Raw genomic sequence first — 20,090 nt, 5'->3', positions numbered from 1 at the left:
ACTTGGGTCGGTGGCACGGTGGCCTTTTTGAGTGCGGGGGGTTGCTCTGAGATCGGTCGTTTAATTGACCGATCTCAGAGCAACCGACCGAAGTGACGTTCCGTGTCGTGCAAGGGACCGAAGTCGGGCCAGGTGGGGGCAGTCGTGGACCGATCCGGGCCGCCGCACCTGCGCTGACCGCGCCGCGGGCGGACCAACAGCCAGAGCGCGTCCGCGTTTAGGGTCAGGACATGGATCACGAACCCATGCGCCGCGTCGCCGAGTTCCGCGAGGTGTTCGACCTCGAGACCAAGGCCGAACGCCCCGAGCTGGCGGAGCACCGGCGGACGTTGCTGGCCGAGGAAGCGCGCGAGGCCGCCGAGGCGCTCACCGATCTCGCGGAGGTCCTGCGAGCCGGCAACGACCCGACCGCCGCGTACCAGGCGGTAGCCAAGGAGCTGGCCGATGTCCTGTACATCGCCTATGGCACCGCCGACGCGCTGGGGATCGACCTGCCGGCCGTCTTCGTCGAGGTCCACCGGTCGAACATGAGCAAGCTCGACCCGGACGGCCGGGTCCTGCGCCGCGAGGACGGCAAGGTGCTCAAGGGCCCCGGCTACCAGCCTCCGGTCCTCGACGATCTCGTCGAATGGCCGACGACCGGCTAGATCCGCCGCGTCTTCCTGGTCAGCCCACGCCCAGCAGGCGCTGGACGAACCAGATGAGCCCGACGACCGTCACCCCGACCGCGATGACGCCCCCCGCCCACAGAGCCGTCCAGGGCGCGCGGCGCCGCAACAGCACGAGCAGCGGGAAGATGACGGCGATCAGCGTGAGCTGCACCGCCTCGATGCCCAGGTTGAACACCAGGAGCGACCCGAGCAGCGTCCACGAGAACGGCTCGTCGATCCCGAGCGCCCCGGCGAACCCCAGCCCGTGCACCAGCCCGAACGCGAAGACCACGACCAGCCGGAACCAGTCCGCCCGCTCCAGCCCGAACCGTCCCGCCCGGGCCGGCTCCAGCACGCCGTCGTGTGCCAGCACACCGGCATGCGCCAGGACGCCGCCGTTCGCCCGCGCCCGCCCGCGCCACAGGCCCCCGACGTGCCAGGCGGCGACCACCGCGATCGACAGCGCGATGACCGGCTCGACGACGACGGCGGGCGCGCTGACCACACCGAGCGCGGCCAGGATGAACGTCACCGAGTGCGCCAGCGTGAACGACGAGGCGGCGAGCACGACGTCGCGCAGCCGCCGGGAGCCCACGATGAGCGCGACCAGGAACAGGATGTGGTCCGGGCCGAGGAGGAGGTGCTCGGCGCCCAGCAGGAAGAACTCGCCCAACCGCTCGTACCAGGGCCGGATCGTCGAGAAGGACGGCGTGTCCTGGGTGAGCGCGGCGCTGCCCGCGACGCCGTCGAGGTCGTAGTCGAGGATCGTCGTCGTACCGGTGACGTAGCCCTCCTCGTCGCCGAAGAGCCTGCTGTGCACCTCGTAGTTGACGGGCGGCGCACCCGGGTCCCGGCCGACCGCCGCCTCGCAGGTGTGGTCCAGCACGAGCACTGCGTAGCGCACGCCCTCCCGCGTGTCGATGCGGAAGCCTCCGGACTGCGCCGGGGCGCACGCCTCGCCGTCGGCGGTCACGTCGAAGCGGTCGGTGACGTAGCCGAGCACCGTGTCCGCGTGGGCGGCGAGCGCGGTCCGGTCGCCGCCGGTCTTCCAGACGGCCATGCCCTCCTCGAACAAGGCGTCGTCGTCCTGGTACTCCGCGGCGGAGACGACCAGGAGGTCGTACTCGAGGCCGAGCTCCGTGCGCACCAGGCCCGGCTCGGGTGTCGACGCGTCGGCGTAGACGGTCGACGTGAAGCCGTGCGCGTCCGCCGGCGGGGCCAGGCCGGCCAGGCCGGGCAGGAGGACGGCGGCGGTCAGGACGGACAGTGCCGCGGTGGTGAGCAGGCGACGCACGGGCCGAACACTCCCTCACCGGGATGAACGGTCTGCCAACGCCCGGCGAAAATGCGGCGGCCGGTCAGCGCCCGCGCGCCTCCCGGCGACGGCGTCGGGCCTCGGCGGAGCGCTCCACCGCCTCGTCGAGATCGTCCTCGACGGCGGTCAGGTCCGCACGCGCCTCGTCCGCGGTCTCCCGTGCGTCGTCGAGGGCCTGACGGGCCGCGTCCCGCTCCGCGGTGAGCCGCTCCAGCTCCCGGTCCAGGCGGTCCACCTCGCCCTCGCCGCGTTCGATCGCGGCGTCCGCGGTCCGGAGCCGCTCGCGGACGTCGTCGCGGCGGGCCTCCAGCCGGTCGACCTGCGCGGACGTCTCGTCGACGGCGCGCTCCGCCGCCGCGAGCTCCGCGGCCGAGTCCGGCTTGCCGCCGTCGGGGGCGGTGCCGGGCCGCTCCGCCTTCCCCGCCGGCTGCAGCGCGACGAGGTCGGCCTCCTCGCCCTGCTCGTCCACGATCCCGAACCCGACGTGCTGCAGCGCCCGCGAGAGGCGTCCGGCCCGGACGACGGCCGCGGCGTCCGGGTCCATGACGGCGGCGGTCAGCGTCTCGGTCAGGCGGTCCAGCACGGCGGCCGAGACAGGCCGGCCGCCTACCTCGCCGGCCTCGCGCACCATGCGGACCAGCCCCTCGGTGCGCTCCCGCCGCAGGTGGTCCAGTGCCCGGATGCGGCCGCGGTCCCGGTCCGCCGTCGCGGCTCGCAGCTCGTCGCCGAGGTCCGCGAGCGCCGCGACCTCCTCGGGATGCTCGCGCGCCACGTGGTTGGTCACCCAGGCCGCGACCGACGGTTTGGGCAGGCGCTTGATGCGCCCGGCGCCCAGCCGGTCGCCGCCGTCCGCGGCCTGCCGGACGGCGGCGTCGCGGGCCGCGACGAACTCCTCGAGCGGCCGGGTGTAGAGCGCGTCGACGGCGGCGTCGAGGCCTGTCGGCTCGTCCTCTGGCACGCTCCTACGGTGGCACGACGGCGGGCCCGTGCGCGAGTGCGGACGGCGGGGCGCGCCGCACCGTGCGCCTGGCCTACACCGTCGGCACCAGCACCGTCATCAGCTCCCCCGACCCGAGGTGCACGAGCGCCTTGCCTGGGCTGACCTGGGACGAGACCGCCGAGCGCGGCAGGCTGACGCCGACGAGGTCGCCGTCGAACCGGTCGGACGGGCTGAGCAGGGCGCCGCGTCGGAACTTCTTGGCGTCGACCTGCCAGCCGGAGAACCCGCCGGCGATCTCGGAGGCGTCGCCGCCGAGGATCAGGCCGCGCTGGTTGTCGGCGGCGGTGCGCAGGTAGGAGCGCAGCCAGGTCTTGGCGGGGGCGTCGGTGACCTGCTCGCCGTCGTCCACGACGAGGACCACGGGTGTGCCGTCGGGGTCGAGGTGCGGCGCCAGGTCCTGCTCGGTGACCTCAGGGTCGGTGAGCACGGCGCGCACGCCGTCGCGGCCCGCGAGGTCGCGCAGGGCGCTCGGCCGCGGCGCCAGCACGACCACCTGGGTGCCGCCGCGCAGCAGGGACTCGGCCATGACGGCGAGCAGCGTGGACCGCCCGGACCGCGACGGCCCGGCCACGAGGAACGCGGGAGCGTCCCCGGCGAGGTCCATGCCGAACGCCGCCAGGTCGTCCCCGCCGACGCCGAGCAGCGCCCACATCGGCCGGGCCGCCTCCCTGCCGACGTACTGGTAGGCCGCGTCCACGGTGATCGTGGACGGCAGGTCGTCCACCCGGAACGGCCCGGTCCCGGGCGCCACGTCCTCGCGCTCGCGGATCTCGGCGGCCATGGCGCGCGCCGCGGCAGTCTGGGCGCGTCCCGACGGGTCGTCCCCGAGGATCGCCACCTGCACCTCGAGCCCGCTGCCCGACCGGAAGGCGCGCCCGGGCGGGATCTCCTCGGGCAGCTTCTTGTGGTTGATCCCGACCATCCCGTAGTCGAGCCGGTCGGTGAGGCGGAGCACGAGCGCGTCGTCGGTCAGCACGCTCATCCGGCTCGACAGGAGCGACCGGTCGCCCGCGATCAGCAGGTGGATGCCGGCGCTCGCGCCGTCCCGCAGCAGCTCCTGGACGAGGTCGACCAGCGCGCCGCTGTCGACGTCGCCGTAGGTGCTCATGAAGCTCTCCCAGCGGTCGATCAGCAGCAGGATCCGCGGCAGGCCGGTCCCCGGCTCGGCGAGCTCCCGCTGCTCCGTGACGCTGGCGAAGTTCCCGGCCGCGAGGACCTGCTGGCGCCGGGCGAGCTCCGTCTGCAGGCGGGTGAGCAGGCGGGTGGTCCGCTCGGCCTGCCCGCGCTGCACGACGGCGCCCGTGTGCGGCAGCTCGTTCAGCACGGTCAGCGCCCCGTTGCCGCAGTCGATCGCGTACAGGTGCAGGTCGGCGACGGGCAGGGCGGCGGCGGCCGCGAACGCCGTCGTGCGCAGCGTGGTGGAGCGCCCGCTGCCGGGCGCGCCGATCACGTACCGGTGGCCGAAGCCGTCCAGGTCGATCAGGGCGGGCCCCTGCCGCTGGTCGGCCGGGGAGTCCTCCAGCGCCCAGGCGAACGCCGACTCCCCGCCCGGCTGGGCGAGGGACTCCCCGCCCGGCTGCCACACCTCGGAGAGCTGGAGCAGGCCCGGCAGCGCCGGCAGCCACGGCCGCCGCGGCGCGGGCCAGCCGCCCGTCCGGGCGGCCTCGCGCAGCGTGGCGACGAGCGCCGCCAGGTCGGTCTCGACGTCCTCGCGGCGCTTCGTCTTGGGCCGGCTGGGCGGCGGGGCACCCAGGTCGGCGACCGCCACGCGCGCGACGTACGGCTCCTCCACCTGCCCGGCGTCGGACAGGGACAGCCGGCGCCCGCCCACCCGGGCGGACTGGAACGGGATCACCGACGCGTGCCCGAGCCGGGCGTAGGCCCGGCCGGGCTGCGACTTGGCGATCTCCGCCGCCTCGGTGGCGTCGATGACGTCCTTCGACTCGCCCTTGTCCGTCATCCGCAGCGCGATGCGCAGGTTCGTGTTGGCGCGGATCTCCGGGGAGACGACGCCGGAGGGGCGCTGGGTCGCCAGCACGAGGTGGATGCCGAGCGAGCGGCCCCGCTGGGCGATGTTGACCAGGCCGGTGACGAAGTCCGGCAGCTCGCGCGCCATGGAGGCGAACTCGTCGATGACGATCATCAGGCGGGGCAGCGTGGGACCGACGTGCCCGCGGCCCTGGGCGTCGAGGTAGTCCTCCAGGTCCTTCGCGCCCGCGGCGGCCAGCACGTGCTCCCGGAAGGTGAGCTCGGCGCGCAGCGAGTCGAGGGCCCGCTCCACGAGGTGGGAGTCGAGATCGGTGACCATGCCCACCGTGTGCGGGAGCTGCTCGCACTGGCTGAACGCGGCGCCGCCCTTGTAGTCGACCAGCACGAAGTTCATGGTCTCGGGCGTGTTCACCACCGCCAGCGACGCGACGACGGTCTGCAGGAACTCCGACTTTCCGGAGCCGGTGGTGCCGCCCACCAGCGCGTGTGGTCCGTCCCGCACCATGTCGAGGGCGAACGGCCCGTCCAGGGACACGCCCACCACCGCCGTCGTGCTGCCCTTCGACACCGTGCGCCACCGGGACACCATCTGCGCGGCGTCGACGTCCTCGATGCCGAGCACCTCGACGAGCCGCGCCGAGTCCGGGATCAGGCCCTCGCCCTCGGACGCGGTCACGTCGTGCACCGCGGCGACGGCGCGCGCCACCGGCTCGAACCAGTCGTCGGCCACCTCGTCGACGAGCACGGACCGCAGGTCGTCGGCGTCCTGCCGGCGCAGCGTCATGCCGCCGTCGACCCGGGCGAGCGCCACCACAGAGCACTCCTCAGGCAGGAGCTGCTCGTCGCCGTCCAGGCACACGACGCTCACGCCGACGCCGGGCCCGTCGCGCAGCACCGACACCACGCCGGGCAGCGCGCGCAGGCGCCGGGCGCCGTCGAGCACCACCACGATCTGCGGCCAGGACATGACCTTGCCGCCGGAGGCGTCCATGGCGGCGCGGCGCTGGGTGATCAGCGAGCTCAGCTCGGCCACGCGCGCCGCCAGCGTCTCCGTCGTGGTGCCGATCAGGGCCACGGCGTCCTGCCCGAACGAGGGCCGCACGTGCGGCAGCCACGCCGCCCACGCCCACTCCTGCACGTGCTCGGAGCTGGTCAGCACATACACCTGCACGTCGCGGGGGCTCTGTAGCACCCCGAGCTGACCCACCATCCACCGGGCCCGACGCCGCGGCCAGTCCCCCGGCCCCGCGAGCCCGACCACACCGGCTTCCTTCAGCGGCACCGTGACCGGCACCGACCGCATGGTGGCGCGGGTCTTGCGGCGGTGCTCGGGCTCCGCGCTGTCCTCCACCTCGACGCGGCTGGTCGCGTCGGCGAGCCCGAGCCGGACCGTCAGGTGGTCGGCGTCCGTGCTGCGACGCTCCCAGAGGCGGCGCGTCGGCGTCGTGGCGATCAGCCGCAGCTCGGCGGCGCCCGGGCTGGAGACCCGGCGGCGGTGCTGCTCGCGCCGGACGGCGTCCAGCACCTCCGCCTCCAGCGCCGCGCGCTCCTCGGCGTGCTGCCTCAGCCGCTCCTTGTGCGTGGTGACGCCGTTGCGCTTCGACATCCACCAGTTGCCCAGCCCCATCAGCGGCGAGGCCAGCGCGAACATCAGGTAGTACGGCGACCGGAAGACGATCGCCATCGTGATGCCCAGCACCGCCGGCATCGCCATGGCCAGCCACGGCAGCGGGTTCCGGGTGGGCGCCGCCGGCTCGGCGGGCAGGCGGAAGTGCGTCGCCGGCATGGGCGGCAGCAGCCGCGGCGGCCGGTTGTAGTCCAGGTGGCCCGGTTCGACGGCGGGGCGCAGGTCGGCGTCGGGCCGCGTGGCCGGCTGGACCGCAAGGACGCACCCGCCGACGCGGAGCTGCGTGCCCGCCGCCCACGGCGCCTCGTCCTCGCCCAGCGGCTCCTCCAGCCGGTCCAGGTGGACCTGCTGGCCGGCCGAGCGGGGGTCCGGGACGCGCCGGACCCGCACCCCGCCGTCCAGCGCGACGACGACGGCGATCGCGGGCAGCCCGCCCTCGCGCGGCTCGTCCACCCGCACGCGGCCGTCGTGCCCGACCTGCACCATGGACTCGCCGACGCCGAGCCGGACCACCGCGCCGGCGCCCGTCCCGCCCGTGACGCACAGGTCGACCGGGCCGCCGGACGGGCCGTCCGACCGCCCGGGATCCGGGCCGAACGTCACGACGGCGCCGTCCCGGACCCCCGTGCCGGCCGCGAGCACGTCGTCGCCCGCGCCATACCGGGTGGGCACCGGGCGGCCGTCCACGTACAGGGTGCTGCCCCGCGGCGCGCCCACCTCGGCGGCCAGCCGTTCGGTCAGGTCCTCCGCCGTGGTGCGCTCGTCCAGGTCCAGCGACAACATCGTCTCGCGCACGCCATGGCGCGCGGTGATCAGGGCATACATGTCATTCGCCTCCCCGCCGGACAGCGGTCTGCTCGTCGTAGTGCACGTCGGGCAGGAACCCGCTGCGCAGCCAGCCGTCGTCGCCCGCCGTGAACCGCCACCGTGCCGACGGCGCCGAGCCGAGCACGATCACCACCCACGTGAACTCCGGGCCGGTGAAGCGGGTCGCGAGCATGTCCTGCTGCGCCGCCGTCGGCGCCTGGGACAGCACCAGCACGCCGCCCTCGCCCACCTCCAGCTCGGGGACCACCTGCTCGATCCCCGCGAGGTGCTCCACCTGCTCCGGCTGGGGCAGGCCGTTGCCGACCATGACCACCCGGGGGTCGTCCGACCACGGGTTGCCCGTGAGCTCGCCCAGCCACCGCCGCAGCACCTCGTGCCGCGCCCGGGTCGGCCCGTCCAGGCTGATCACGCCGCGCGCGGCGGCGAAGTCGACCAGCACCCGGCCGGTCTCGCTCATGCCGACGTTGACCAGCCGGGCGAACCGCGCCGTCGAACCGTCCGACGCCGCGCCCGACTGCAGCTTCGCCAGCGGCGCGGCCCAGCTCTGCCCGTCCTCGCTCACCGCCCACGGCTCGGGGGCGGGCGCTGCCGGGTTGGTCAGCCGCAGCCGCAGCGAGCTGCCCTCGATGAAGACACCGGTGATGCCGGGCAGCTCCAGCCCGTCCCGCTCGCAGGCCGCCATGAGCACGCGCAGCGACCGGTCGACGGTCCACGCGGCCGACGTGTCCGTGCGCAGCAGGCTGTCGTCGAACGGCTCGTGCCGCCTCCGGCGGCGCAGGAGCCAGATGCCCAGCCAGGCCAGCACCGCCAGCACGAGTGCCGCACCGGCCGCGTACCAGATCGGGCCGATCGCGCCGATCATCGGACCGGAGCTGCCGGCCTCGTCGAGGCCCGCGACGGCGGCTGTCGGCTCGGCCGACGGCGAGGGCGACCGTTTGCGAGACGGCGGTTCGAAGCCCGGCAGCGGGCCGAACTCCAGCCCGTCGCCCGTGGCGTCCTTGGGCATCTTGAGCACCCAGCCGGGCTTCAGCGTCCTGGGGTCCGTCAGATATGCGCCGTCGGGCTGCCGCTGCCCCTCGGTCAGCTCCGCGATCTCGGGCCACCGCTCGCGGTCGCCGAGGAACCTCTCGGCGATGTCGTTGAGCTTCTCGACCTTCCCGTCGGGCGTCTTGCGGACCACGTAGTACAGGACGGAGCCCGGCGGCCCGGACCGCTCGGGCACGGGGGCCGACGTCGACGGGGCGGGGGCGGACGCGACCGGCGCGGACGTCGTCGGCCGTGGCTGCGGCTCGGACTCCCCCGCCTCGGGATCCGCCTCAGGATCCGTGTCGGCATCCGCCGACGGCTTCTTGGTCGGGGCCGGCTCGACGGCCGCCTTCTCCGGCTCGGGCTCGCCGTAGACCCGCAGCTCCCAGATCGAGTTGCCCGCCGTGCCGCTCCGAGCCGTGGAGTACATCTGCACGTAGCGGCCCTCGCCGAGGATGTTGATCACGTCGTTGCCGCCGTCGCCCTCGCCGAACCAGTGCGTCTCCCACGTCTCGCCGTCGTTCGAGAGCTGGATCGAGTACGCCGTCGAGTGGGAGACCTCCCAGTCGATCTCGACCCGGTGCACGGTGGTAGACCGCCCCAGGTCGATCCGTATCCACTGCGGGTCGCTGAACCCGCTGGACCATCGGGTCTCGGGGTTGCCGTCCACCGCGTTGCGGGCGGGGAAATCGGACTTCTCGAGCGACGACGCCACCGCCGGCCTGCCCTGCGAGACCAGCACGGGCTCCTCGGCAGCCCGCGCCGGGACGACCGGCGCGGTCGGGACAGCCAGCAGCGCCGCCAGTACCACGGTCACCACGGCCTTGAGCGCTGTCGACCGCCGCGCGTCAGGTCCCCACATGCTCCGTTCCCGTACGTCACGCCCCCGCACACCGCGTCCCCGCACGTCACTCACCGGCGCGCCGTACCGCTGCCTGCTCGGTGTAGCGCACGTCCGGCAGGAACCCGCTGCGCAGCCAGCCGTCCTCGCCGGCGGTGATCCGCCACTTCGCCGACGTCGACTCGCCCAGCACGATGACCACCCAGCCGAAGCCCGGGGCGGTGAACCGGGCCGCCAGCATGTCCTGCTGCGCCGCCGATGGCGCCTGCGACAGCACCAGCACGCCCCCGCCCGCGGCGTCCAGCTCGGGGATCACCTGCTCGATCGCCGACAGGTGCTCGACGAGCTCGGGCTGCGGCAGGCCGTTGCCGACCATCACGACGCGCGGGTCGTTCGACCACGGGTTGCCGGTCAGCTCGCCCAGCCACCGCCGCAGCACCTCGTGCCGCGCCCGCGTGGGCCCGTCCAGGCTGATCACGCCGCGCGCCGACGCGAAGTCCACCAGCACGCGGCCCGTCTCGCCCACGCCGATGGTCACCAGGCGCGCGAACCGCGAGGTCGACGCCTCCGACGCCGGCGCCGACTGCAGCTTCGCCAGCGGCGCGGACCAGCTCTGCCCGTCCTCGTTCGCCACCCACGGCGACGGCGCCGGCGAGACCGGGCTCCCGAGCCTCAGTCGCATCGCCCCGCCCTCGATGAACACCCCGGTGACCGCGGGCAGCTCCTCGCCGTCCCGCTCGCACGCGGCGATCAGCACCCGCAGCGCCCGGTCGACCATCCACGCCGCCGACGTGTCGGTGCGCAGCAGGCTGTCGTCGAACGGCTCCTCGCGGCCGGCCCGCAGCCGGCGCACCAGCAGGATGCCGCCGTATGCGGCACCAGCGGCCAGCACCAGCGCGCCGAGCACGATCAGGACGGGCACCACCCAGGACGGCCCTCCGGCGGCGGTCTCCCCGGCGTCCGCCGCGCCCGACGCCGGGGCGCCCGCCTCCGCGGACGGGCTCGCCCCCGGGAGCGCGGACGCGTCGTCCGACGGCGCATCTTCCGACGCTGCATCTTCCGACGCTGCATCGTCCGACGGCGTGGCGCCCGGCCCGCCGGAGCCGGCACCGCCGTCCGCCGGCCCGGTCGGTAGCACGCCCACCTCGACGCCCTCGCCCTCGGCGTCGTCGGGAAGCTGCATGACCCAGCCCGGCAGGACGGCAGCGGGGTCGGTCAGGACGTTGCCGTCCGGCTGCGTGCGGCCCTTGTTCAGCTCGAAGATCTCCGTGTACCGGTTGCCGTCGCCGAGGAACCGCTGCGCGATCTCGAACAGGAACTCCTGCTCGCCGTTCGGCTTGGTCTGCATCACGTAGTACTTGACCTTCTTGCCGCTCTCGTCCTGGTCCGCGCTCGTTCCCGCGCGTCTGCCCGTGCTCGTGTGAGCGCGCACGTCCGCGACGAGAACGACGCGGGGCGCCGCGGGAGCTGGGCCTGCCTCGGCCGGACCGGCGACCGCCGGTCCGGCGCCCGCGATGACGAGGGCCGCGGCGGACGCCGCAGACAGAACCGCCGCCGCGAGGGCCCTGGCGGTGCGGTGGACGTGATGCACGTTGACTCCGTCTTCCGATGTGTCGGTACGTCAGATGTGTCGGGGGTCCGGCGCGGCGCTCCCGCCGCTCATGCGGAGCCGGGGACCTGCTGCTCCGGCAGGTTGGGGACGTCCGTCCCCGGGCCCGCCCAGCGGAAGGTGCCCATGACCGCGTCGAAGAAGAGGACCAGCGCCTCCGCGAGGCGTTCGGTGTCGTGGCTGTTCCAGACCGTGCTGAAGGACATCGCGAGCCATTCGCCCTCGACGTCGTCGCGCGAGATCGTGTACAGCACCTGGCGAGTGGAGACCATCGGCCAGTCACCCTCCGCCTGCACCTCGTGCGAGGTCGCCAGGACGCGGACGCCGGGCCTGCCGTCGATCTCGACCAGGTCGCTCTCCTCGTAACCGTCCGCGAGGATGCTGGTCGCGACAGCGACGGGATCGCTGCCGGCGTCGCTGACAAACTCCAGCTCGGTGATCGAGGCGGGAATGATCGTCCCGTTCATCGGCTCTGTCGGGAGGTAGACCGCACCGCTGCCCGCATCACGGGCGCCGTCGAGGGTCCGGCGGAGCTGGTCGCGCAGCAGGTGCCGGTGCGGCTCCGCGGAGTCCCGGGGCAGGTCGTCCGGCAAGGCCCTGGCGACCACCTCCTCGATCGCGTGGTCCAGCTCGCGCGCCCGCCCTTCCCCCGTGGGGAACCGTGCCCACCCGGGCGGCAGCAGCATGACCCAGCTATCGGTCGGCTTCCCGGCGGCGACGGCCGGTGCGCCGGTGGGTGACTCGCTCATGGGGTGCTCCGGGTGATCTGCACGGCCCGCAGGAGCTGGTCGAGCAGCTCCACCATCGCCGCGACGAGGAACAGGTCGACGGTGCGCCACACCAGCACGGTGTCGACGACGGCGTCGTGATGCTCGACGCGCCGGCCGACGGCGACGCTCATCCAGCCGCTCCCGGCCTCGTCGATGTCGAGGCGGACCACCCGCACGCCGTCGCCGTCGGGCAGGTCCAGGTGCTCGACGTTCGGGGGCGCGGCCGGCCTGCCGCCCGTCGCACCCAAGGCGGCCATGAGGCCGTCGTCCGGCGCGGCTGGGTCGCTCACCCCCACGGCGACCAGCACCGGGACGGGCCCGTTCCCCAGCACCCCGAGGGCGCCGACGACGCGGTTCCCGCCCGGCGCCATGCCGTCGGCGAAGGCCCGGAGGTTCGCCACCGAGTCGACGGCGAGCTGGTCCAGCTCGGCGCGCGCGGCGTCGTCCAGCTCGACCGGCTCGCCGGACTCGTCCGGCACCGGCTCGACCGACTCCCGGACGACCGCGATGGCCTCCTGCTCCCACCGGGCGATCTCGTCGGGCTCCTCGAGCCCGGTGGCAGGGACGACGAGCCAGCCCGCCGGCGGGTCCACGCGCCAGGTCCAGCCGGAGACCTCAAGGCCGGCGGCGATGTCGTTGCTCTGCGCGGTCATAGGCCGATCTGATCCGAGTAGAGGCCCGCGTAGTCGGCGTCGCGCCAGCCGTAGAGGCTCCAGCGCGGGTCGGCGGGGTTGAAGTTCGAGGGATTGAGCAGGCTGAACGGCCGCATGGCCCAGGAGAACGTGTAGGAGATCGGCCCGATGTACATCCAGGTCTTGATCGCGAAGCCGCCGACGCCGATCTGGCTGAGGGCCGCGCTGATCTTCTGCACGTCCTTGATGTCGCTGATGCCGATGAGGCGGTCCCAGCGGTAGTCCCCGCGCGGCCACATCGACTTGATCCGGCTGACGTCGTTCTTGAACCACGCGCTCAGCTTGCTGAAGTCGCCCTTGACCCAGGCGTTCGGTTTGCCGATCTGCCACCAGCCGGGTGAGACGCTGGTCTTGCCGGCGAAGTCCTGCCAGCCACGTAGCTTGGTGCCCAGCGGGCCGATCTTGAAGCTCAGGGCGGAGATCTGGCGCGCGATGTTCGGCGTCGCGCCGATCGTCAGGAAGTTGCGCAACCATTCCCGGTCTCGGATCAGGTTCTGGAACACCTTGGTCTGGTTGCCTAGCGACCCGGCGCCCTTGGTCAGGAGCCCGGCCTGGACGTTCTTCAGCGAACCGGCCATCTTCGCGGCGACCCCGATCAGGCCCAGGCTGAGCACGCCGATGATGACGCTCAGCCAGCTTCCCTCGCCCTGGACGGCGAGGATGAAGCTGGCGGCGACCGATACGACCGTGGCGACGACGCTCAGCAGGGTGAGGATGCCCAGCCCTGGGATGAGGATGCTCAGCACCGCGAGCGCCATCCCGATGTACATCAGGATCTCGACGAGCTTCTTGAGGAACTTGTTCAGCCGGTGCAGGAACGCGTCCCAACCGCTGGTGTGCAGGTTGTCGCTGCCCCAGTTCTCCCGGATCTTGCGTGCCGCCGCGTCCGCTGCCGTGCCGAAGGCGGTCATCGCGGCGACTGCCCTGGCCTTCGCGGCCGCGAGGTCCTGCTGCGCGGTCTCGATCTTGCCCGAACGGTTCGTGGAGGCTTCCCGGTCCTTGTCGGTGAGCGGCGGCGCGTCGTCCGCCCGGTCGGCGTTCACCGGGTCGGGCATGCCCTCCGCCGCTTTCTGGGCGCCCGCGGCGTCCTCGGCGGCCCTGAGGGCGAGACCGGTCTCGGAGCGCGCGGTCTCCAGCGCGGGCCTGTACTCGCGCAGCGCGTCGCGGACGTCGGCGTATCGGCCGGAGGCCCTGTTCAGCGAGTCCGCGCTCTCGCGCGACCGCTTGCGCATGGCGTCGGCGGCCACGCCCTTGAGCAGGGTCTCGTCGCCGTCGCCGATCTTCTTGAGCAGCTTGGCCTGGGTCTCCATCTGCAAGGTGATGCTCTCGTAGTGCCTGATCACCTCGTCCAGGCCGGAACCCTCCGCCGGGACGGGGTCCGTGTCATAACCGAGCAGATGCCAGTCCCCGCCCCGGACAGCGCTCATCGATCCTCTTCCTGTCGTTACTGCTCGTCGAAGGACTTGGCCAGCTCGACCTCGAGGTTGTTCCACTGCTCGGATGCCTGCTTCATCTTCTTCTGCAGGTCCGAGAGGTTGGTGGTCAGCTTCTCCCGCTTGACCCACCAGTCATCGATGAAGTCGTCCATGGCGCTCGTCACCGTGTCGTGGCCCCACAGCGAGCCGTCGCCCCACAGCTTGTCCATGCCCTTGAACTCGTCAACGATCGCTGTCAGCTGCTGCTCGGCATCGTCCAGAGCGATCGAGGTGACGACGAGGTCGGCCACGGGTCTACTTGTTCAGCGCGTTGGCGAGCTCTTCGTCGGTCTTGCGCAGCGCCTCGGCGGCCTGCTTGAGGTAGTCACCGATGCCGGTCAGCCCCTCCATGACCTGCTTGCCACCCTTGTCGAGCTCCTTGTAGGACTCGTCGAACCGCTTGGACGACTTGTCGGTCACGTAGCCGTCCTGCACCAGGTTGTCCACCATCGAGCGAAGCTGGTCGAGCTTGCCCTGCATGTCGTCCGACTCCTGCTTCATCCGCTGAGCGGCGTCTTCCATCTCCTGGAAGGTCACCTTGATGTTGGCCATGGCAGAACCTCTCGCTCGCGTGTCGTGGATTCGTGCTCCGCAATCGTTACGAATCGGACCAACCGGGCGACGACCTGTGCATGAACAGCCGGGGAACGGCACGCGACGCAGCGACGACGGGCCCGGGCATCGCCCGGACCCGTCGCGATCTCGCTCAGATGAGCGCCCAAAAGGGCCTCCCATCAGCACTTTCACCCTCCGCGGGCGGAGGGCGGACTCAGCCGACGGCTCACTCGGCCGACGGCGGACTCACCGGACGGCGGACTCAGCAGTGCACGAGGAACGGCCGGTCCCGGAACCGCCGGTCCAGGAAGGTCACGACGCCGGGCGCGCCGGTCGCCATCGTCGAGACGTGGTCGCCGACGTGCCACTCCCACTGGACGTCCGCGCCCGCCGCGCAGTACTCGTCCCGCAGCGCCCGGGCCTGCCCCGGCGCGACGATCTCGTCGAGCGTCCCGTGGAAGAGCCGGATCGGCACGTCCGGCGGGTTGGCGCCGAGCCGGTTCTCGTCGAGGCGCGCCTGCCAGGCCGGGGACCGCAGGGGGTTCGTCGTCGTGAACATCCCGATGTCCTGGAACGGGTGCCCGAGCGTGGCGTCCACGCAGGCGTCCTGCTCGCGTTCGTAGGTCTGGCGCCCGCGCTCGTTGAGGTAGGTCTCGAGGTCCAGCTCGGGGTAGGCGGCGTCGAGCCCGTACGCCGCGAACAGCAGGAACCCGAACCCGACCTGCCCGTCGAGGCCCTCGGCCACCTCGGTCAGGTCGGCGGGCACGCCGCCCGCCGCGACGCCGACGAGGTCGAGCTCCGGCGCATAGTCCGGCTGCAGCTCGCCCGCCCACATCGCGCCCCCGCCGCCCTGCGAGTAACCGGAGAAGGCCACCTTGCCGCCGGCTTCCAGGCCGGTGGCGGGCAGGTTCGTGGCGGCGCGCACCATGTCGATGACGGCCCGCCCCTCCGACTGCCCGACGACGTACGTGTGCGGGCCCGGTGTGCCGAGGCCCTCGTAGTCGGTCACCACGACCGCCCAGCCCGCCAGCAGCATGGGCTCGATGAAGGGCCGCTCGTAGTCGAGCCAGCGCGACGGCGCGCAGCTGTCGCCGACGCCGCGCGTCCCGCTCGCCACGGACACGATCGGCCGGGGACCCTCGCCTCGCCACGGCGTGCTCGGCACGAGCACCCGCCCGGTCACGGGGATGTCCCTGCCGGTCGCGTTCGTCGAGTGGTACATCACCAGGTAGTTGCGCGCGCTGAGCTGCCGGGGCTCCTCGCGCCAGCGGACCACCTCGCCGTCCGCGCCGTCGGTCAGCGGGTCCGGCGGGGCGTAGAAGTCGTCGTCGAGGGCGAGCGGACCGGGCACGTCGGCGGGCGCGGCGTCGGCGGACTCGGCGGTTGCCGACCTCGCAGGTGCCGGCGCAGCGAGGGCCGCGACCGCCGGGATGGACGCGACCGTCGGGACCATCAGGGCGAGCGTCACGACGATGGCGCGGCGCCGCGCGGTGCGACGTCGTCCGGGTGCCAGGAACGGAGCACTTGACAGTGCGGAGTACTGGGCCGAGAGCTGAGCCCAGAACCGGGCAGCCGATCGGACCGGGAACCGAGTCAGGAACGGGAGAGCGGGCGAGCGGGGATCGTTGTCGAGCGGCATCGGATCTCCTCGTCGAGGTCCTCGGGCGCTCGGCGTTGAGCGCCCGGGCCCGCGAGCGAGCCGCTACTGACTCTAACCCCAATAGCATCCGGATAAAAGAGTCCGCCTGTGAGGTGGGCAGTCTGGGTCGTGGACATTCCGTGTCGCCAGGTCGGCAGTGTGTCACCAGGTCGGCTGTTCGCATCGAGATCGGTCCAGCGCTGGACCGATCTCGATGCCAAGTGCCGACTCCGCAGGAGGCTGCCGACCTGGCGCACCTCGCGACCCTAGTTGTGGGCGGCGGCCGCGGGGGCCTCGACAGCGCCGCGCGCCTCGGCGCGCTCTACCAGGGAGGCGACGACGGCGGCGAGCGGCACCAGCACCAGGTTGCCCAGCAGCATCGTGCGCAGGAACGGCAGGCCCGCGACGTAGCTCGCCAGGAGACCGTCCAGGGTGGCCGGATACATCCCGTCCATCAGCCAGACGCCAAAGTTGGTCCACGCGAAGAACCACAGCGAGCCGCCGACGCCCACGCCGAGCGCGGCGGCGTACCGGCCGGGCCCGCGCAGGTGCCGCGCGAAGATCGCGCCGACCCCCACGACGGCCCACGCCGACCACGTGAACCACATGATCTGCGTGTTGCCGAGCACCGCGTCGCTCACGGCGACCACGACGAACGGCACCACGGCCGCCCACCGGTTACGGAGCAGCAGCACCGCGAGGAACGTCGCGGCGGTGGCGATCTCGAGGTTCGGCGGCGCGCCCAGCCCCGGCGCGACCAGCCGCCACACCACCGCCGCGGTCAGGACCAGCACCACGGTCGCCGGGCGCCACCAGCGGTGGGCCAGCTCCGCGACCGTCAGGTCCCGGCGGTCGCCCGCGGGCGTCAGTACGTCTCGAGTGTCCACGTGATCTCCTGACCGTCCTCGGTCTCCAGTGTCCCAGCCCCGACCTGGGCGGGCTCGCCGTCCACGGACAGCGACCAGAACTCCTTCTTGGAGTCGTCCGCCGCACGGCCGCCGATGGCGGTCACGAACGCGTTCTCGCCCTTGCCCGTGACCTCCGCCGACGGGTCCGCCTCGAGCAGCAGCTCCAGGGCCGTGGCACCGGTGCGCCCGGGGTAGGTCAGGGTCTCCGCCCCGTCCGACGCCGTCGCGCTGCCGGACGGCGATGCGCTGCTGGACGCGGCGTCCGACGGCGCGCTCTGGGTCGCCGAGACCGGCGCCTCGGGCTCGGGGGAGGCTCCGCCGCACGCCGCGAGCAGGCCGGCGACGAAGAGGGCGGTGGCTGCCGAGCCGAAGGCGCGGAGCGGACGTCGAGAAGTCGTGTTCACGCTGGCGAGTCTAGGTCGGTGCGCGCCGCGGATCACCTCGGTCCAGTGGCGCGCTCTCCGCGGATCCTCAGATGTCGATGCGCGAGCGGTCCAGCTCGGCCGCGCCGGCGATGAGGAACTCCTTGCGGGGCGCCACGTCCGTGCCCATCAGCAGCTCGAACGCGCGCTCGGCGGCCTCGGCGTGCTCCGCGGTGACGCGGCGCAGCGTGCGGTGCCGCGGGTCCATGGTGGTCTCCGCGAGCTGGTCGGCGTCCATCTCGCCCAGGCCCTTGTACCGCTGGATGTCCGGCTTGTAGCGACGCCCCGCCCGGTCGAGCTTCCTGAGCGTGGTGCCCAGCTCGGCCTCCGAGTATGTGTAGATGTACTCGTTCTTGCGCCGGCCGTTGCCGATCACCTCGACGCGGTGCAGCGGCGGGACGGCCGCGAACACGCGCCCGGCCTCCACCATCGGCTTCATGTACCGGTAGAAGAGCGTCAGCAGGAGCGTGCGGATGTGGGCGCCGTCGACGTCGGCGTCGGTCATCATGATGATCTTGCCGTAGCGGGCGGCCTCGAGGTCGAAGGACCGGCCCGAGCCGGCGCCGAGCACCTGGATGATCGCCGCGCACTCCGCGTTGCGGAGCATGTCGCTGATCGACGCCTTCTGGACGTTCAGGATCTTGCCGCGGATCGGCAGCAGCGCCTGGAACTCGCTGGAGCGCGCGAGCTTGGCAGTGCCGAGCGCGCTGTCGCCCTCGACGATGAACAGCTCGGAGCGGTCCACGTCGTTGGAGCGGCAGTCGGCCAGCTTGGCGGGCAGCGAGGAGGTCTCCAGCGCGTTCTTGCGGCGCGAGATCTCCTTCTGCTTGCGAGCCGTGATGCGGGCCCGCATCTCGGCGACGACCTTGTCGAGCAGCAGCGAGGCCTGCGTCTTCTCGTCGCGCTTGGGAGACGTGAGGCGCTCGTGGATCTCCTTCTCGACCACGCGGGAGACGATCTGGCGCACCGGTCCGGTGCCCAGCACCTCCTTGGTCTGACCCTCGAACTGCGGCTCGGACAGGCGCACGGTGACCACGGCGGTGAGGCCGGCCAGCACGTCGTCCTTCTCGATGCGCTCGGCGCCGTCCTTGGTGGAGACCTTGAGCTTGCGCGCGTTGGTCTCCACGCCCTTGCGGATCACCTTGAGCAGGCCCTGCTCGAACCCCGTCAGGTGCGTGCCGCCCTTGGGCGTCGAGATGATGTTGACGAACGAGCGCACCTCGGTGTCGTAGCCCGTCCCCCAGCGCAGCGCGATGTCGACCTCGCACTCCCGCTGCACCTCGCGCGGCTCCATGTGGCCGCGCTCGTCCAGCACCGGCACCGTCTCCTTGAAGGTGCCCGCGCCCTGCAGCACCCACGTCGCCGTGACCGGCGAGTCGGGGGCCAGGAACTCCACGAAGTCGGCGGCGCCGCCGCTGTGCTTGAAGACCTCCTCGTGCGGGCCGTTCTCGCCGGGGGTGCCGGGCAGCCCGCGCTCGTCGCGCACCCGGATCTCGAGGCCCGGCACCAGGAACGTGGTCTGCCGGACCCGGGTGACCAGCTCGTCGTAGCTGAAGACGGCGGTCTTGGGGAAGATCTGCCGGTCGGCCCAGTAGCGCACGCGGTTCCCGGTGCGGCCGCGCGGCACCTTGCCGACCACGCTGAGCTCGGAGTGGTCCACGAAGGGCTGGAACGGCGCGTCCGGGCTGGGGCCGGCCGCCGGGTCGGAGAAGATGCCCGGCTCGCCGCGGTGGAAGGTCATGCGGTGCGTCTTGCCGCCGCGGTCCACCTCGACGTCGAGGCGCGCCGACAGCGCGTTCACCACGGAGGCGCCGACGCCGTGCAGACCACCGGACGCCTGGTAGGAGCCGCCGCCGAACTTACCGCCCGCGTGCAGCTTCGTGTAGACCACCTCGACGCCGCTCAGGCCCGTCTTGGGCTCGATGTCGACCGGGATGCCGCGGCCGTCGTCGTTCACCGTCACCGACGTGTCGGCGTGCAGCACGACGTCGATCTTCGTCGCGTGGCCACCCAGGGCCTCGTCGACGGAGTTGTCGATGATCTCCCAGAGGCAGTGCATCAGGCCACGGGAGTCGGTGGTCCCGATATACATACCGGGACGCTTGCGTACCGCCTCGAGACCCTCGAGGACGGACAGGTGGCGAGCGGTGTACGACTCGGACGTTGCGGTCACGGCGACAGCGTAGACGAGGTCACCGACAACCGACGTCAGGCTCCCCGTGTGCACCCGGGACGAGTACGGCACACCGCGCAGAACGGCCGTGTGACGCCAAGATTCACCCCATGACGGAAATTACCCTTTCAGCGCAATTGGGGGCGGATGGGGCCCAGGACTGTGAGCCACGCCGCTATGCTCGCAGCGAACCGGCCACCCGGGCTGGCATGAACCGCGCGAGCGAATGGTTGGATGGAGATGTGACGACCTTGACGACCGAACCGCTCACCGCCCTCGACCGCTGCGACCGCTGCGGCGCGCAGGCCTATGTGCGCGTCGTTCTGCCCGTGGGCGAGCTGCTCTTCTGCGGCCACCACGCCCGCGCACACGCGTCCGCGTATGTGGACATCGCCACCCATGTCCAGGACGAGACCGACCGGCTCCACGCGGAGCACGGCCAGGCCTGAACACAGGCCGGACACCCACCGGACCCTAGAACCGAGACGGCGGTGGGTGGCCGCGCGCGGTGTCCCCCCCCCCAGGGGAAGGCCGGGCCCCCCCCCGCCACCGCGGAACCCGGCGAGCGACG

16 protein-coding genes are annotated in these 20,090 nt (G+C 72.7%); 2 read left to right on the top strand and 14 right to left on the bottom strand.

All coding sequences use genetic code 11. From position 1 onward, the window contains the following. The first annotated feature begins 230 nt into the window (after window positions 1–230). Window positions 231–647: a hypothetical protein gene (locus tag ACFT2C_RS26790; protein ID WP_377210141.1), complete on the top strand. Its 417-nt coding sequence runs from the start codon at window positions 231–233 to the stop codon at window positions 645–647. Between the two features lie 19 nt (window positions 648–666). Here ACFT2C_RS26790 and ACFT2C_RS26785 read toward each other — a convergent pair whose 3' ends face one another. The 14 genes from ACFT2C_RS26785 to ACFT2C_RS26720 all read right to left on the bottom strand — a co-directional run bounded on the left by ACFT2C_RS26785 (window position 667) and on the right by ACFT2C_RS26720 (window position 19,519). After that, window positions 667–1,944, bottom strand: a complete 1,278-nt coding sequence (locus ACFT2C_RS26785; RefSeq protein ID WP_377210140.1) for a HupE/UreJ family protein — start codon at window positions 1,942–1,944, stop codon at window positions 667–669. A gap of 64 nt (window positions 1,945–2,008) precedes the next feature. After that, entirely contained in the window at window positions 2,009–2,923 is a 915-nt protein-coding gene (locus ACFT2C_RS26780; RefSeq protein WP_377210139.1) for a hypothetical protein, read from the bottom strand. A gap of 73 nt (window positions 2,924–2,996) precedes the next feature. Next, complete coding sequence (locus ACFT2C_RS26775) at window positions 2,997–7,406, bottom strand: FtsK/SpoIIIE domain-containing protein (RefSeq protein ID WP_377210138.1); 4,410 nt, start codon at window positions 7,404–7,406, stop codon at window positions 2,997–2,999. 1 nt (window position 7,407) lies between these two features. Beyond that, window positions 7,408–9,297, bottom strand: coding sequence for a discoidin domain-containing protein (locus tag ACFT2C_RS26770; RefSeq protein WP_377210137.1), 1,890 nt, complete (start codon window positions 9,295–9,297; stop codon window positions 7,408–7,410). Window positions 9,298–9,343: 46 nt separating this feature from the next. Beyond that, window positions 9,344–10,867, bottom strand: a complete 1,524-nt coding sequence (locus ACFT2C_RS26765) for a hypothetical protein (protein WP_377210136.1) — start codon at window positions 10,865–10,867, stop codon at window positions 9,344–9,346. A 68-nt stretch (window positions 10,868–10,935) separates the two neighbouring features. Continuing rightward, window positions 10,936–11,634 (bottom strand): hypothetical protein, encoded by a 699-nt coding sequence (locus ACFT2C_RS26760; RefSeq protein ID WP_377210135.1) that lies wholly within the window; start codon window positions 11,632–11,634, stop codon window positions 10,936–10,938. Then, complete coding sequence (locus ACFT2C_RS26755; protein WP_377210134.1) at window positions 11,631–12,308, bottom strand: hypothetical protein; 678 nt, start codon at window positions 12,306–12,308, stop codon at window positions 11,631–11,633. Before ACFT2C_RS26755 ends, ACFT2C_RS26760 begins: the two co-directional genes overlap by 4 nt. Beyond that, window positions 12,305–13,774: a hypothetical protein gene (locus ACFT2C_RS26750; RefSeq protein ID WP_377210133.1), complete on the bottom strand. Its 1,470-nt coding sequence runs from the start codon at window positions 13,772–13,774 to the stop codon at window positions 12,305–12,307. The genes ACFT2C_RS26755 and ACFT2C_RS26750 overlap by 4 nt, the downstream gene beginning before the upstream one ends. Before the next feature lie 17 nt (window positions 13,775–13,791). After that, window positions 13,792–14,073 carry a hypothetical protein gene (locus ACFT2C_RS26745; protein ID WP_377210132.1) on the bottom strand — a complete coding sequence of 94 codons (282 nt, stop codon included), beginning with the start codon at window positions 14,071–14,073 and terminating at the stop codon, window positions 13,792–13,794. Window positions 14,074–14,077: 4 nt separating this feature from the next. Beyond that, entirely contained in the window at window positions 14,078–14,374 is a 297-nt protein-coding gene (locus ACFT2C_RS26740) for a WXG100 family type VII secretion target (RefSeq protein ID WP_377210131.1), read from the bottom strand. A 265-nt stretch (window positions 14,375–14,639) separates the two neighbouring features. After that, on the bottom strand, window positions 14,640–16,016 hold the full coding sequence (locus ACFT2C_RS26735) for a lipase family protein (protein WP_377210130.1): 1,377 nt from the start codon (window positions 16,014–16,016) through the stop codon (window positions 14,640–14,642). Window positions 16,017–16,282: 266 nt separating this feature from the next. Next, a complete protein-coding gene (locus ACFT2C_RS26730; protein WP_377210129.1) occupies window positions 16,283–16,903 on the bottom strand; it encodes a DUF6580 family putative transport protein in 621 nt (206 codons plus the stop codon). Then, the gene (locus ACFT2C_RS26725) at window positions 16,882–17,328 is read right to left on the bottom strand and encodes a DUF4430 domain-containing protein (RefSeq protein WP_377210128.1); all 447 of its coding nucleotides are present in this window, start codon (window positions 17,326–17,328) and stop codon (window positions 16,882–16,884) included. The genes ACFT2C_RS26730 and ACFT2C_RS26725 overlap by 22 nt, the downstream gene beginning before the upstream one ends. Window positions 17,329–17,395: 67 nt before the next feature. Next, a complete protein-coding gene (locus tag ACFT2C_RS26720; RefSeq protein ID WP_377210127.1) occupies window positions 17,396–19,519 on the bottom strand; it encodes a type IIA DNA topoisomerase subunit B in 2,124 nt (707 codons plus the stop codon). Window positions 19,520–19,728: 209 nt separating this feature from the next. Between ACFT2C_RS26720 and ACFT2C_RS26715 the strand changes: the two genes are divergently transcribed. Continuing rightward, entirely contained in the window at window positions 19,729–19,968 is a 240-nt protein-coding gene (locus tag ACFT2C_RS26715; RefSeq protein ID WP_377210142.1) for a hypothetical protein, read from the top strand. Window positions 19,969–20,090 lie beyond the last annotated feature (122 nt).

It is taken from the genome of Promicromonospora sp. NPDC057138, assembly GCF_042670845.1.
Lineage (GTDB): Bacteria > Actinomycetota > Actinomycetes > Actinomycetales > Cellulomonadaceae > Promicromonospora.
This window is presented reverse-complemented; position numbering and strand designations above follow the sequence as displayed.